This is a genomic window from Fundidesulfovibrio putealis DSM 16056 (assembly GCF_000429325.1).
Lineage (GTDB): Bacteria > Desulfobacterota > Desulfovibrionia > Desulfovibrionales > Desulfovibrionaceae > Fundidesulfovibrio > Fundidesulfovibrio putealis.
Genome location: NZ_AUBQ01000003.1, coordinates 443,696 through 458,380 on the forward strand (window position 1 = coordinate 443,696; position 14,685 = coordinate 458,380).

12 protein-coding genes are annotated in these 14,685 nt (G+C 65.2%); 11 read left to right on the forward strand and 1 reads right to left on the reverse strand.

Annotation, left to right across the window (positions count from 1 at the left end):
- The first annotated feature begins 31 nt into the window (after positions 1-31).
- Both G453_RS21875 and G453_RS21880 read left to right on the forward strand, forming a co-directional pair.
- Positions 32-547: a C-GCAxxG-C-C family protein gene (locus G453_RS21875; RefSeq protein ID WP_043643951.1), complete on the forward strand. Its 516-nt coding sequence runs from the start codon at positions 32-34 to the stop codon at positions 545-547.
- A gap of 69 nt (positions 548-616) precedes the next feature.
- The gene (locus tag G453_RS21880) at positions 617-1,264 is read left to right on the forward strand and encodes a YdjY domain-containing protein (protein WP_051271451.1); all 648 of its coding nucleotides are present in this window, start codon (positions 617-619) and stop codon (positions 1,262-1,264) included.
- Positions 1,265-1,361: 97 nt separating this feature from the next.
- On the opposite strand, the gene G453_RS0102120 is transcribed toward G453_RS21880, so the two are convergent.
- Complete coding sequence (locus tag G453_RS0102120) at positions 1,362-1,568, reverse strand: hypothetical protein (protein WP_027189709.1); 207 nt, start codon at positions 1,566-1,568, stop codon at positions 1,362-1,364.
- 79 nt (positions 1,569-1,647) lie between these two features.
- Here G453_RS0102120 and rsmI point away from each other — a divergent pair, with 79 nt between their 5' ends.
- The 9 genes from rsmI to galE all read left to right on the forward strand — a co-directional run bounded on the left by rsmI (position 1,648) and on the right by galE (position 14,627).
- Positions 1,648-2,496: a 16S rRNA (cytidine(1402)-2'-O)-methyltransferase gene (gene rsmI / locus G453_RS0102125; protein ID WP_027189710.1), complete on the forward strand. Its 849-nt coding sequence runs from the start codon at positions 1,648-1,650 to the stop codon at positions 2,494-2,496.
- Positions 2,489-4,012, forward strand: a complete 1,524-nt coding sequence (locus tag G453_RS0102130) for a two-component system sensor histidine kinase NtrB (RefSeq protein WP_027189711.1) — start codon at positions 2,489-2,491, stop codon at positions 4,010-4,012. Before rsmI ends, G453_RS0102130 begins: the two co-directional genes overlap by 8 nt.
- A 40-nt stretch (positions 4,013-4,052) precedes the next feature.
- Positions 4,053-4,400, forward strand: coding sequence for an Hpt domain-containing protein (locus G453_RS0102135; RefSeq protein WP_027189712.1), 348 nt, complete (start codon positions 4,053-4,055; stop codon positions 4,398-4,400).
- Positions 4,401-4,663: 263 nt separating this feature from the next.
- Entirely contained in the window at positions 4,664-7,447 is a 2,784-nt protein-coding gene (locus G453_RS21885) for a glycosyltransferase (RefSeq protein WP_051271453.1), read from the forward strand.
- 68 nt (positions 7,448-7,515) lie between these two features.
- Positions 7,516-9,363, forward strand: a complete 1,848-nt coding sequence (locus G453_RS21890) for an ABC transporter ATP-binding protein (protein ID WP_235731667.1) — start codon at positions 7,516-7,518, stop codon at positions 9,361-9,363.
- A gap of 103 nt (positions 9,364-9,466) precedes the next feature.
- The gene (locus tag G453_RS0102150; protein WP_156920759.1) at positions 9,467-10,177 is read left to right on the forward strand and encodes a hypothetical protein; all 711 of its coding nucleotides are present in this window, start codon (positions 9,467-9,469) and stop codon (positions 10,175-10,177) included.
- Between the two features lie 3 nt (positions 10,178-10,180).
- Entirely contained in the window at positions 10,181-11,362 is a 1,182-nt protein-coding gene (locus G453_RS0102155; RefSeq protein ID WP_027189714.1) for a glycosyltransferase, read from the forward strand.
- A gap of 368 nt (positions 11,363-11,730) precedes the next feature.
- Complete coding sequence (locus G453_RS21895; protein ID WP_156920760.1) at positions 11,731-13,653, forward strand: hypothetical protein; 1,923 nt, start codon at positions 11,731-11,733, stop codon at positions 13,651-13,653.
- Positions 13,650-14,627, forward strand: a complete 978-nt coding sequence (gene galE / locus G453_RS0102165; protein ID WP_027189715.1) for a UDP-glucose 4-epimerase GalE — start codon at positions 13,650-13,652, stop codon at positions 14,625-14,627. Before G453_RS21895 ends, galE begins: the two co-directional genes overlap by 4 nt.
- Positions 14,628-14,685 lie beyond the last annotated feature (58 nt).

Sequence of the window (14,685 nt, forward strand, 5' to 3'; positions counted from 1 at the left end):
CTTTTGAGCCAGCGCCTGCCACACAAGCCCCATGAACGACGATCTGGTGCAATCCATGGCGGACAGGGCCGAGGCGCTGTTCGCCAACCGAGAGATGTACTGCGGCGAGGCCATCATGACCGCGCTGAACGAGGGGCTTGGCGGCGGGCTGGAACGCGAGCAGGCCCGGGGCCTTGCCATGGGTTTTGGCGAGGGGATCGGCAAGGCGGGGTGCCTGTGCGGGGCGCTTGGCGGCGCGGTGCTGGCCGCGTCCTGGTTCCTGTCGCGCGGGCTCGACCCCAGGGATGTGCGCGAGGCCGCGCGCGAGGTGCACGACCGCTTCAAGAAGGAGCACGGCTCGTCCTGCTGCCGGGTGCTCATAAAACCCGTGAAGGCCGACCCGCCCAAGCATTTTTCGCAATGCACGGGCCTTACGCGAAAGGGGGCTGAGCTCGCCGCGCGGGTCATTCTGGAGCGCCTGCCGGAGCTGGCCTCCGGGGCTGCTCCACCCCGCAAACCCTCCCGGCTGGCCTCGCTTCTGCGCAGGCTGGCGGCGGCGGTGGAATAAGCGTAAGCCCGTCCGGGGCGGCGGCGGGCAGCCGCCCGCCTGCCAATCCTGCCCTGGGAAGTGACCTCGATGAAGCGTGTGATTTCCGCCCTGGCCTTGCTCTCCAGCCTTATCGCCAGCCTTGCCGCAGGTCCGGTCCTGGCTGCATCCGGGCTGTCCGGCCTTTCCCCGCAGAACCCGATGCGCATGGATATCGGCTCGGGGAGCGTGTCATTCCTGGCCGAACTGAATCCGGCCATGGTGGGCGAACCTCTCCAGCACTTCGCCGTCTTTCGCGACGGCGAATACGCCGACAAGGCCCTGCTGCAAGGCTTCGTCGCGCCCCGTGACCTGTTCAACGCGCTGGTGGCGCTGGGTTTCAAACCCGGCGAGAACATGACGATGCAGAACTGGGACACCACCCGGGTGGAAGGCGACGCCCTGCGAATCTCGGTGCAACTCGAAGGCTCGCCACAACCAATGGACATTTCCCAACTCGTGACCGACTCCAAGGGGCGCGGCATCGCCATGCGTTTCGGGGGCAACCTGAAGATGGCCACGAAGCCGGACGGCAGCGGCTGCCTGATCTGCCTGTTCAGCTGCCCCATGGGGATCGTGAGCAATCACGACACGTTCTTCAAGGAGACGGGCTGGTGGGGGAGCGTGAAGTATACTGCCTCCGGCCTCGCTTCTCCCCAAACAAAAAAGATGGCCGTGGTGACCATCTCCCGCAAGTAAAGCGCACACTACGCGAAGCTATAAAGGATTCCAAAGGAACGTGTTCCTTTGGCCGCCGGAGGCATATTCTGCCTCACTCTTCTCTCATGTTCTTAAGTTAAATGACCACATTGCCGATGATGCGCCCCTTCTCGATCTGTTCGAACGCGTTGCTCCAGGCGTTCACGGAGACTGGCGGCACGGCCACGGTTTTTTGGGCGAAGTTGTCCATGGCCGCCTGCTGGGGCTCGAAGGTGATGAGACGCTGGGAGAGCGCCACGGAGAGGGGGCCGTTGGTGCCGACGTTGTATGCTGGATCAGCCATGGCACACATTTATTCCCGGCGTATTCCCCTGTCAATGCCCCTGCTTGCAATCGACTGGCGGCCATGAAATAAAACGGCCATGAGTGAGACTCCAGGCACCCTCTGGGTCGTGGCCACGCCGCTTGGCAACGCTTCGGACCTGACCCCCAGGGCGAAGGAGATTCTTGCGCGCGCGGGCATGGTGCTGTGCGAGGACACCCGGCGCGCTTCCCGTCTTTTCGCGCAGCAGGGCATCGCTCCTGCGCGCTTCCTGTCACTTTTCGACCACAACGAGGCCGGGCGCATCCCTCAGGTGCTGGAACACCTGGGCCAGGGGGGCGAAGCCGCGCTCATCTCCGACGCGGGCACGCCGGTGCTGTCCGACCCGGGATTCCTGCTGGTGCGCGCCTGCCGCGAGGCGGGCCACGCCGTGCGCCCCGCGCCGGGGCCGTCGGCGGTGATGGCGGCGCTGTCGGCGTCCGGGCTCGCGCCGCAGCCGTTCGTGTTTCTGGGATTTCTGCCGCGCAAGGCGGGCGACATCCGCCAGGCGCTCGCGCGGTTCGCGCCTGCCGGGTGCACGCTGGTGTTTTTCGAGCGCAAGGACCGCCTGGGCGCGTCCCTGGCCGTGGCGCGCGAGGTGCTGGGCGAGCGCGAATGCGTCATCGCGCGCGAACTCACCAAGACGCACGAGGAGTTCCTGTCGGGAAATCTGTCCGACTTCGCTGGCAGGGAGCTGGACCTCCTGGGCGAGATAACCGTGGTGATCGGCCCGGCCCTGGAGAAGCACGTCTCCGGGCAGGAGGACGTTGCCCAGGTGCTCAAAGAGGAGCTGGACGCCGGGGGCAAGCCCAAGGACGTGGCGCGCAGGGCGGCGGCGCGGCTTTCCGGCATGACGGTCAAGGAACTCTACGAGATGATCCTGGCGGAGCAGGGGAGGGCGCATGGCTGATCAACTGCCAGTGGGCTACTGCCTCTGGGAGCTGGAGGACACGGCTTTCCGTGTGGGCATGATGGGCACGGGCGCGGGATTCCTCTCCATCCTGGACATCATCCACAATCCGGCCATCGCGGATTTCCTGCCGCCCATGACCCTGGTGGCGCTGAGCGAGCCGGGGCCGGAGACCGACAAGCTGCACGACCCGCGCGTGGCCGACATGCCGGTGTACCCCACTTACCAGGAGATGCTGGCCGCCCATCCGGACATCAACCTGCTCATCGAGCTGGCCGGCAAGCGCTACAAGATCAAGCAGATCGTGGCCTCGCTGCCCGACACCGTCAGCTTCATCGACCACACCGCGTCGTTCTTCCTGTGCGCGCTGAACAAGTTCGCCTCCATCAGCGCCCACTGCCAGCTGAGCCTGGACAACCAGCGGGTGCTCCTGCAAGCCATCATCGACGAGGTCCCGGAGGACATCCTGCTGCTGGACAAGCACGGGCGCGTGGTGGACTGCAACCGCAACGTGGTGCTGCGCCGGGGCGTACCCAAGGAGGAACTCCTGGGCCAGCCCTGCTGGGACGTGCAGGCCGTGCGGGACGACATGCCCTTCTGCCACCCGGAGACCAAGGACTGCCCCTTCCACACGGCGCTGCGCACCGGGCGCAAGGCGGAGTCCATGGAGACCCGCGTCAGCAAGGAAGGCAGGCTCCTGTATTTCCGCGAGTACGCCTATCCCGTGTACGATGCCACGCGCAGCCTGACCCACGTGATGGTCATGCGCCGTGACATCACCAGCCGGACCGAGAGTGAAAAGCGCCTGCAACAGACCGAGAAGGTGGGCGTGGTGGAGCGCCTGTCCGCCTACATGGCCCACGAGATCAGGAACCCGCTGTTCGCCATCGGCGGTTTCACCAACTCGCTGCTGAAGTCACCCAACCTGACCGAGCGCGAACGCGAGAAGGTGCGCATCATCCTTGAGGAGACAGCCAAGCTGGATGTGGTGCTCAAGGAGATGATCAGCTTCTACCGTCCCGGCTCCGACCAACCCGGCGAGGTGGACGCGGAGAAGATCGTACGCGAGGCCGTGGAGACCATGCGCTCGGGGTTCCTGCCCACGGGCGTGGAGCTTTCCCTGGCCGTGGGCGGCGGCCTGCCGCACGTGCTGGCCCACGAAGACACCCTGCGAAAGGGGGTGATGCACCTCGTCACCAACGCCGTGGAAGCCATGGAAGGACCGGGGCTGGTGGAGGTGAAGGCGTCGCTGGAGAAAGGCCATGTGCTGATCGGCGTGCGCGACACCGGGCGCGGCATGCCCCAGGAGGTGCTGGAGCGGGTGTTCAGTCCGTTTTTCAGCGTCAAGGGCGTCGGCAAGGGCAAGGGCTACGGCCTGGGGCTGGCGCTCATCCGCAAGGCCGTGGAGGATTGGGGCGGGCAGGTGGAAGTGGCCAGCCGCGAGGGTCACGGCACCGAGGTGGTGCTGCGCCTGTCCCCGGCGCTGGACGTGGCGGGCGGCAAAACCGGTCAATAGCAATTGCCTGCGCGTTGCGGCGCATGGTAGGAATCATTTTATGGAACAAAATCTCATCGACATGGCAAAGCTGGACGAGCGCATGGAAGGCGACCGGGAGCTCATCCGGGAAGTGTTCAGCGTGTTCGTGGAGGAAGCGCCCGCGCGCCGCGTCCGGTTCGAGAAGGCGCTGGACGAAATGGACATGGGCACGATGACCATGCTGGCCCACTCGCTGAAAGGCGCCAGCGGCACCCTCCAGGCCGAGCCGCTGCGCCAGGCCAGCCAGGCGCTCGAACTAGCCGCCCGCGAGAACCGGACCAAGGATCTGGCGGCGCTGGTCGCGCCCGTTCTTACCCTGCTGGAACAGACGGCTGCGGCCATGGATGAGATGAAGGGGACGCTGTAGGCGTCCCCGCCCCGATTCCCGTAAAACGCGTCAAGGGAAATTATCGTAACCGGTTCGTGCGCAATTTTCGTAACCGGGCTTCGTAATCGGTTTCCCCGGCAAGCCCTGGCGCGGCCTCCCACCCATCCTCACCCCTGGCACACGCCTTGCTGTTGGCACCTCGCGCACACTGTGCGCGGCCCCCGGAATCCCGGATCACACCGGGCGGGCGAGGCCAACAAAGCGATATCCCGGCGGCACACGCCGGAAAGGGTGAGGACACCATGTTCCAACTGGAAGGCGGCGCAGCCGGACAAGGCATCTTGGAGCGTCCCCGCGTACACGGGCGCTTTCTGTTTCTTGGCGACAAGAAGTTCTTCATCAAGGGCGTGACCTACGGTCCCTTCCCCGAGAACGAGAACGGAGAACCCCTGCCCGAGCCCGAGCGCGTGGCCGAGGACTTCCGCCTGATGCGCTCCATCGGCGTGAACACCATCCGCGTGTACTACGTCCCCCCCAAGTGGTTCCTGGACACCGCCGCCCGCGCGGGCATCCACGTGATGGTCGGCATCCCCTGGCCCCAGCACCTGTGCTTCCTTGACCAGTGGGAAGTGAAGGAGTCCATCAAGGACACCATGCGCGAGGCCGCCCGCGCCTGCGCCGGACACCCGGCCATCCTGGCGTACCTGATCGGCAACGAGATCCCCAGCCACATCGTTCGCTGGAGCGGCGCCAAGAAGGTGGAGAAGTTCCTGGCGAAGCTTGCGTCCATCGTGCGCCAGGAGGACCCTTCGGGCCTGGTGACCTACGCCAACTACCCCTCCACGGAATACCTGAAGCTGCCCTTCCTGGATTTCCTCAGCATCAACGTCTACCTGCACGAGGAAAAGAGCTTCCGCGCGTATGTGAAGCGCCTGCAGAACGTTGCCGGCGATATCCCGCTGGTGCTGTCTGAGTTCGGCATGGATTCGCTGCGCCACGGAGAGGCCGCCGTGGCCGACTTCCTGGACTGGCAGGTGCGCGCTTCTTTTGAGGAAGGCGTGTCCGGCACCATGGTCTTCGCCTGGACCGACGAGTGGTACACCGGCGGCCATCTGGTGGAGGACTGGAAGTTCGGCATCGTGGACGCCGAGCGCAAGCCCAAGGCCGCCTTCGAGGCCGTGGCCCGCGCCTACGCCAACCCGCTGCCCCCGCTGCCCGAGCATCAGCCCATGATCTCGGTGATCGTGTGCGCCTACAACGCCGACTCCACCATGGAGGGCTGCCTGGCCAGCTTCCAGAACGTGGAATACCCCAATTTCGAGGTGATCGTCGTCGATGACGGCTCCACCGACAAGACCGGGGAAATAAGCGACAAGTACGCCGCCAAGTTCCCCTTCATCCACGTGATCCACCAGCCGAACCTCGGCCTGTCCGCCGCCCGCAACGTGGGCATGTACGCGGCCAAGGGCGACATCATCGCCTACACCGACTCCGACTGCTACGTGGACCCCCACTGGCTGACCTACATGGCCTGGGCCTTCCAGGACCCCCGCTTCGCGGCAGTGGGCGGCCCCAACCTGCCCCCTCCCGAGGATAACCGCACGGCCGCCTGCGTGGCCGTGTCTCCCGGCGCGCCCACCCACGTGCTGGTCACCGACGAGATCGCCGAGCACATCCCCGGCTGCAACATGGCCTATCGCCGCGAGCACCTGATGGCCACCGGCGGCTTCGACGTGACCTACCGCGCCGCAGGTGACGACGTGGACCTGTGCTGGAGGCTCATGGACATGGGCCACACCATCGGCTTCCACGCGGGCATGATGGTCTGGCATCACCGACGCAACACCGTGAAGGCGTACCTGAAGCAGCAGAAGGGCTACGGCCGCGCCGAGGCGCTGCTCATGCCCAAGCACCCGCAGCGCTTCAACGTGCTGGGCAACTCCCGCTGGGCCGGTCGCATCTACGGCGACATCTCCGGCGCGCTGCTGTCCACCCGCCCGGTGATCTACCACGGCGTGTTCGGCTCGGGCCTGTTCCAGACCCTGTACGAACCCAAGGGCAGCCTGACCGCCTACCTGCCCTTGTCCTTCGAATGGATGATCGCCGCCTTCGTGGCCCTGGGCACGGGCTTCGCCTTCGCCCCCATGTTCGCCGTGGGCGCACTGATGCTCCTGACCACCTTCGCCTTCGTCGGCCACCGCGCCGCACAGGCCAAGCTGCCCAAGGCGCACGACAACTTCCTGTCGCGCGTGGTCATCGCCCTTTTGACCCTGGCCCAGCCCTGGATTCGCGGCAAGGCGCGCTACCAGACCCTGATGGAGCTTCGCCGCGCCGGCCGCAAGGGCGCGACCCGTGGCAACATGGCGGTTCTGGGCCTGCCCGAGGAAGCCAACCTGCCCAAGTACACCTTCTGGCAGAAGATCAAGGACACCACGTCCATCTTCCGCAGGGGCCTGAAGTTCCACCGCTTCTTCTGGAACAACGCCTCCCTTGAGCGCGAGGACGTGCTGGACCACATCCTGCGCGTGCTGCGCACCCTGAACGTGAGCCACTCCACGGACACCGGGTACGCCGCCTCTTCCAACACCGCCCCCTGGGACCTGCGCGTGCAGCCCGGCCTGATGACCGCCATGACCCTTCGCGCCACCGTGGAGAACCACGGCTCGGAGAAGCGGTTCGTGCGCCTGGCCGGTTCCATCCTGCCCACCGGCTTCGCCTACGCCCTCACCGGCCTTTGCCTTGCCGCGGCAGCCACCTGCCTGGGCTTCAAGGCCATGATCCCGGCTGCGGCCTGCGGCGGCGCGGCGCTCCTCTCCATCCTGTGGACCGCCAAGGGCATGTCCTCGGCAGCGTCCATGGTCACCAAGCTGTCCCAGCACCTGATGACCTGCAAGGCCGGTTGCAGCATGGACGAGCCCGCCTGCGCCAAGAAGGCCGCTGCCAAGGAAGCCGCCGTCACTGCCGACGAAGCCGTGGCCGTGAAGGAGCAGCTGGTCGTTGCCGAAGCGCTGGAAGTGGCCGAAGACTCCCTGGCGGACGGGAAGGCCGAGGCCACCCGCACCACCGTTGAAGCGCCGCTTCAGTAGATGACATCCTAGACGCACTGGCGTATAGACCCGACCGGGCCGCGCAGGCATAAGCCTTCGCGGCCCGTATGCGGTCCAACCACAACATCCCCCACGAGAATATGGCCGTTTTCCTCAAGCTCCTCGGATACCTGCGGCCCTACACGCTGCTGTTCCTGTTCTGCCTGGCCCTGGTGGGCGTGCAGAGCGGGCTGGAACTTCTGAAGCCCTGGCCCCTGAAACTGGCCGTGGACCAGGTGATCGCGCACAAGCCTCTGGAATTCTGGGGATTCACCGTATCCCCGGACATGTTCTCGGCCAGCGCGCAGCTGGCCATCGTGGCCATCTCGCTGGTGGCCATCCACTTCCTCTCCGGCTTCGTGACCCTGGCCAACAACTACCTGACCATCCGCATGGGCCAGGACATGGTGCAGGATTTCCGCTGCGAGCTGTTCGACCACCTCCAGCGCCAGTCCCTGCTGTTCCACCAGACCCGCCCCACGGGCGATCTGCTCTATCGGCTGATGGGCGATACCTACTCGGTGCAGACACTGCTCATGAACGGGGTGTTCACCACCCTCACCAGCCTGGTTCTGCTGGCGGGCATGTTCGTGGTGCTCCTGGGCATCGACTGGGAGCTGACCCTCTACGCCATGTCCGTGGTGCCGCTTCTCATCCTGGCCATCTCCGCCGTCACCAAGAAGATCGGCAACCTGACCTACGAGACCCACATGAAGGAGTCGCAGGTCTATTCCACGGTGGAGAACATCTTCAACTCCATCTCCCTGGTGCAGGCCTTCGCCCGCGAAGACGAGGAGCGCAAACGCTTCGTCAGCCAGTCGCAGCACAGCTTCGACCGCAAGCTCTCGCTCTATTCGCTCCAGACCGCCTACGGATGGGTCATCGGGGCCATCACCGCCGCCGGAACGGCCTACGTGCTCTACGTGGGCGCGCGCCACGTCATGGAGGGGGACCTCACCACGGGCGAGCTGCTGATCTTTTTGGGCTATCTGGCCTCGCTGTATACGCCGCTCAACTCCATCGCCAACACCATGGGCGCGATCCGCGGCTCCCTGGCCCAGGCCCGGCGCGTGCTGGACGTCCTGGCCGAGGACAAGGCCGTGCCCGAGGCCCCGGACGCCAAACCCCTGGAGATCGCCAAGGGGTCCGTCTCCTTTAAGGGCGTGGGCTTCGGCTACGATCCGGCGCGGCCCGTGCTCACCGACGTGACTTTCTCCTGCCCCGGCGGGTCCACCGTGGCCGTTGTGGGCCAGACCGGCGCGGGCAAGACCTCGCTCATAAGCCTGCTGCTGCGCTTCTACGATCCGCAGCAGGGCAGCATCACCATCGACGGCCAGGATCTTCGGTCCGTGACGCTGAAAAGCCTGCGGCAGCAGGTGGCCATCGTGCTTCAGGACACGCACCTCTTCCCCATGAGCGTCCACGACAACATCGCCTATGGCAAGCGCACCGCCACCCGCGAGGAGGTCATCCACGCCGCCGAGATGGCCAACGCCCATGAGTTCATCATGGCCATGCCCGATGGCTACGACACCAAGCTGGACGAACGCGGCTCCAACCTCTCGGGCGGGCAGCGCCAGCGGTTGTCCATCGCGCGGGCGCTCCTGAAGAATGCGCCGCTGCTCATCCTGGACGAGCCGACTTCCGCCCTGGACGCCGGGACCGAGGCCCTCATCATGGAGAGCCTGGACCGGCTGATGCTGAACCGGACCACCTTCGTCATCGCCCACCGCCTGTCCATGATGCGCCGGGCGGACCTTATCCTGGTGATAAAGGACAAGAAGGTCTGGGAGATGGGCACGTTCCAGGAGCTTCTGGACAAGGGCGGGGAGTTCGCGCGACTGCATTCGCTTCAGTTCGCGCCGCTCAAGGAGCGCAAGAAGCCCGTCGAGGACGCGGTCGAGGAAGCGCCGTAGGACCGCAGTGGAGCGCACCATGGGTACTCTTGAGAGCCTTTCGGGACGCAGTTCGGGACGCGCCTCCAGGCACGCGCCTGGAATACCATCGGAGGCCACAGCGGTGAACATTCATGGAAGAGCCTCCGGCAGCCTTGCGTCCATGGGCGTCTGCCGCGCCGTCTTCTCCGGTCCGGTCCGGGCAGCCGCCCTGCTTGTGCTGCTGGCCGTGGCGTCAGCCCTCACCGGCTGCGGCCCCATGGCCAGCATGGCAGGCCCCACCTACACCATGCACGTGGACGCCTACGCCGAGTCCGTCCCCTACGGGAGGCGCTTCTACATCCTGCCCGGCATCATGGAGACCAAGTCCGACGACGCCGAGTTCAAGGCCGTGGCCGCGCGTCTGTCCGGAGCCCTGGTGGCCAAGGGCTACACGCATGCGTCCAGCCTCGCCGAGGCGGATCTGGGCCTGTATCTGGTCTACCGCGTGCGCGAGGACGGCCGCTCACAGTTCGACACCTTCTCCCAGCGCGCCATGGGGCCGACCCCGAGGCCGTTCTTCGTGTTGACCTATATCCGCGAGGTCTCCCTGGAGGCCGTGGACATGGCCCGCTTCGCCCGAAACGACCCCAGGCACGTGGTCTGGAAGATCAACATCGTCAGCAAAGGCCCCACCAGCGACCTGCAAAAGGCCATGCCCGCCCTGGCGGCGGCCATCGCCGAATACGCCGGAACCAGCGGCGAGTCATACGTGGAAGTGGACGGCGCCGGAAACATCCGGCCTTTCAAGCCGTCTCGTCCCGCCATCCCGGATCCACCCCTTCCGAGGCTCTAGCACATGAAAAAGCGCACCATCATCGTATCAGGACTGGCCTGCACCTATCCCCTGGGCGGCGTCGCCTGGGACTACATCCAGTACCTGCACGGCTTCCACAAGCTCGGGCACGACGTGTACTATCTCGAGGACACGGGCGGCTGGGCCTACGACCCCTTCAACGTGACTTTCACGGAAGATTATTCGTATCATATCAAATATCTGACTGATTACCTGAGCGCGCTGCACCCTGATCTGGCCAAGCGCTTCTGCGTGCGCGACCCCGGCGACAACTTTCACGGCTTGAGCCAGGAGCAGTTGGCGGACGTGGTCAAGCGCGCCGACGTGGTGTTCAACATCTCCACCACCTTGTGGATGCGCGAGGAGTATCAGTCCATCCCGGTGAAGGTGCTGATCGACTCCGACCCCATGTACACCCAGGCGGGCATCCCGGACTATCTGGCAGGCACGGCCAACGAAAAAGACGTCAAGAACATCGACCACATGAAGATGCACGACCGCTTCTTCAGCTTCGCCGAGAACTTCGGCAAGGAAGGCTGCATCATCCCCAAGGGCGTGTTCGACTGGCAGCCCACCCGCCAGCCCATCGTGCTGGAGTGCTGGGACGCGCCGCGCAGGCCCGCCGGGAACGCCTTCACCACGGTGCTCTCCTGGCAGCCCAAGGAGTCCGGCCCGGTGATCGGCGGCGTGCAGTACGGCGGCAAGAACATGGAGTTCGCCAAGTTCATCGATCTGCCCAGCAAGACCGGGGCCACCTTGGAGTTGGCTTTGGGGCAGGGCAGGCCCCCGCGCGAGATGCTGGAGGAGAAAGGCTGGAAGCTGGAGGACGGCTTCGCCAAGTCCACCACGCCCTGGTTGTATCGCGATTACATTTGGGACTCGTTTGCCGAGTTCAGCATGGCCAAGAACGCGTACGTCGCCTCCAGGAGCGGCTGGTTCTCCTGCCGTAGCGCCTGTTATCTGGCGGCGGGGCGGCCCTGCGTGGTGCAGGACACCGGATTCAGTGGGTTCATGCCGGTGGGAGAGGGCGTGCTTGCCTTCTCGACTGAGGAAGAAGCGCTGGCCGGGATCGAAGCGGTGCGGGGCGACTGGGACAAGCACTCGCGTGCCGCCCGGAAGTTCGCGGAGCAGTGGTTCGATTCCGATGTGGTGCTCGGCAAGCTGCTGAAAGAGGCGACGGAGTAGGGCGCTGCTTTTGGCGGGGATGGGCCGGGGCTGGGCAAGCGTGGGCCGCAGGGTGCGGCGCGCTCCGTCGAGCCCCGTCCGGTCGCGTGACGCAAACATTACTCGCTCGAAGACTCGCTGCGAGTTTGCGCCCCGCGCCCTCCCGGCGCTCACCGGTTCGCGCCACACCCTGCGGCTTGGGCCGAAGTGAAGCGGGAAAACGGATTCCGGGGCCAGCGGGCGAGGCCATGGGACGGCTTGAAGTGGCGAAGCCGGTATGGGTTTCCAAAGCCCGTGGGTGCTTGGGCCCTTTGGCCGCCGGAGGCTTCTTCTCCACTGAATTCACTTGAGCCGAATGACAATACTTTAAGAGAACAAAGAGCCTTTCCGTGAATAATAGACGTGTCAGAGTCGAGAAATGGGGACTTGTTGTTTCCGTCGCGCTGCTGGCGGCGTTGCTGATCCCGGCGCTGTCCCACGCGCGTGGCTGGTCCACCACTGAACAGAACGGCGTGCGCTGGCTGGTTGGCCCGGACGGCGGCAAATTCTTCTCCATTGGAACGAATAATACCAGCGGCGGCGAGAACGACGCCAAGTCCAAGGCTGCTCAGGGCTATTACTGGCAGCGGTTCTACCCCAGCATGGAAGCCTGGGGAAAAGAGACCCAGGAGCGGCTTGCGGCGTGGGGATTCAACACCGCAGGGGGCTGGTCCGACCCGTCCGGGGTCATGAGCTTCCCGATCATCCCGGAGATCGACCTGGGGCGCAACTCCAAGCTCCACTGGTACGACATCTTCGACCCCTCCATGCAGGAAAATGCCGACGAAATCGCCCGCGAGATCGTGGCCAAGTACAAGGACAACCCCCGCGTGCTGGGCTACTTCACCGACAACGAAGTGGGGTGGTGGAACTCGCCGCTGTTCCTGTGGCACCTGGAGCGCGGCTGGGCGTTTTCGTCCAAGCGGGTGCTGTGGCAGCTGCTGTATGATCGGTATGAAGGGAAGTGGGATCGGCTGTTGAAAGACTTCGTCCCTGCAGCCGGGTTCGACTCGTTCGAGAAACTGAAAGACGACGGCGCGGCGCTGAAGCTGCGCCCCGGCGGGCAGGGCATCAAGGCCATCGGCGCGTTCACCCGCCTGATCGCGGGCCGCTACTACGAGCTGGCCTACCGGGCCATGCGCAAGGCCGACCCCAAGGCCCTGGTGATCGGCGACCGCCTGCCGCTTTATTACAACCAGGACGCGGTGCTGGCACAGCGCGGCTTCGTGGACGTGCTCTCCACAAACTACAACGTGGACTGCGAGGACGGCTGGGTCGCCCCGTACTACTTCGAGGGCCTTCGCGAACTCTCGCCCGCGCCGGTGCTCATCTCCGAGTACTTCTTCGCCGCCGAGGAGAACCGCAGCGGCAACGCCAACAACGGCCACCTCATGCACGTGAAGACCCAGGAGCAGCGCACCAGGGGAGCCACTGCGGCCATGCGCAACTTCGCCTCGTTTCCCAACGTGGCGGGCGTGCATTGGTTCCAGTATTTCGACGAGCCCACCGGCGGGCGCAGCGACGGCGAGGACTTCAACATGGGCCTCGTGGACATCCACAACAAGCCCTATGAGCTGCTCACCGAGGCGTTCGCCAAGCTGAACCCGACCGTCGCGGGCATTCATGCGGCCAGCCGCTGGACGGGGAAGCGGGACGCAGACGCGAAACCCGTGATCTTGCGCGCAGCTGCTGGCAAGAGCGTGGCCGACGGCTCGCTCCAGGATTGGGTGGACAAGGTCGGCACGCGCCTGACAGGGTTCAGCGCTCCCAAACCCTACATGCCCTTTGGCGACATCCACCTGAGCTGGGACGAGAAGGGACTCTACTTCTTCAACATCGGCCAGAACTACGTGGACCTGGCGCTTCTCGACTATCAGGGCGAGTTTCCCTTGTCCGAGACGTACCAAATCCATATAACCGTGGACGCTGGCGGCGGACCGCACTCTTTCGGGGTGCATCTGGCCCCCAGGCCGCACAGCGTCTGGCCGGGGCGCTTCGAGATAGCGCCGCAGCTGTGGCGCTACGAGAACGGCGCGCCGGTGGAGCGCATCGAGGCTGCTGGCCTGCTCAAGGCCCTGGACAAGCCCCTGCCGCACATCCAGGTGGAAGGGCTTCTGCCCGCCGGGCTCCTGGGCGTGGACGCCCTGAAGCCGGGGCAGGAAGTGGCTTTGACCATCGAAGTGACGAATTTCTATCGAGAACTGACCATGGTCTGGCACGGGCGCACTGCCGTGCTCGGGCAGGCCGTGGACAACGCGGGAGCCACGCAATGAAAGGCAACATCCTGGTGACGGGCGGCGCGGGCTACATCGGCTCGCACACCTGCAAGGCCCTCAAGCAGGCCGGATACCAGCCCATCACCTTCGACAACATGGTCTACGGCCACGAGTGGGCCGTGAAATGGGGACCGCTCATCAAGGGCGACATCCTGGACGGAGAGGCCCTGGACGCGGTGTTCAAGCAGTATGAGCCCCTGGCCGTGCTGCACTTCGCGGCCTTCGCCTACGTGGGCGAGTCCGTGACCGATCCGGAGAAGTACTACCGCAACAACGTGGTGGGGACGCTCTCGCTTCTGTCCGCCATGCGCCGGGGCAAGTGCAAGAACATCGTGTTCTCCAGCACCTGCGCCACCTACGGCGTTCCCACGGAGCTTCCGCTGCGCGAGGATCACCCGCAGAAGCCCATCAATCCTTACGGCTGGACCAAGCTCATGATGGAGCAGACCCTCCAGGACTTCGACACGGCCTACGGCATCCGCCACGCCGCGCTCAGGTACTTCAACGCCGCCGGGGCCGACCCCGACTGCGAGATCGGCGAAGAGCACGACCCCGAGACGCATCTGATCCCGCTGGTCATCGCGGCCACCCAGGGCAAGCGCGGCCATGTTGAGATCTATGGCACCGACTACGACACCCCGGACGGCACCTGCATCCGCGACTACATCCACGTGACCGATCTAGCCGTGGCCCACATCCAGGCCCTGGAGTACCTCCAGGACAAAGACGAAAGCCTGATCGTGAACCTGGGCACCGGCAACGGACAGACCGTGCGCGAGGTCATCCGGGCGGTTGAGAAGGTGTCCGGCAAGACGACGCCCGTGAAGGAAGGCCCGCGCCGCCCCGGCGACCCGCCGGGACTCTACGCCTACGCGGACAAGGCCTACTCGCTGCTTGGCTGGAAGCCCCGCTACGGCGACATCGAGACCATCGTGGACACTGCCTGGAAGTGGCACGAGAAGAACAAGTAGCACCTGCGCAGTCTGTGCCGGGTTTGCATCGTCGTTCGACGCACCCGGCACACGACTG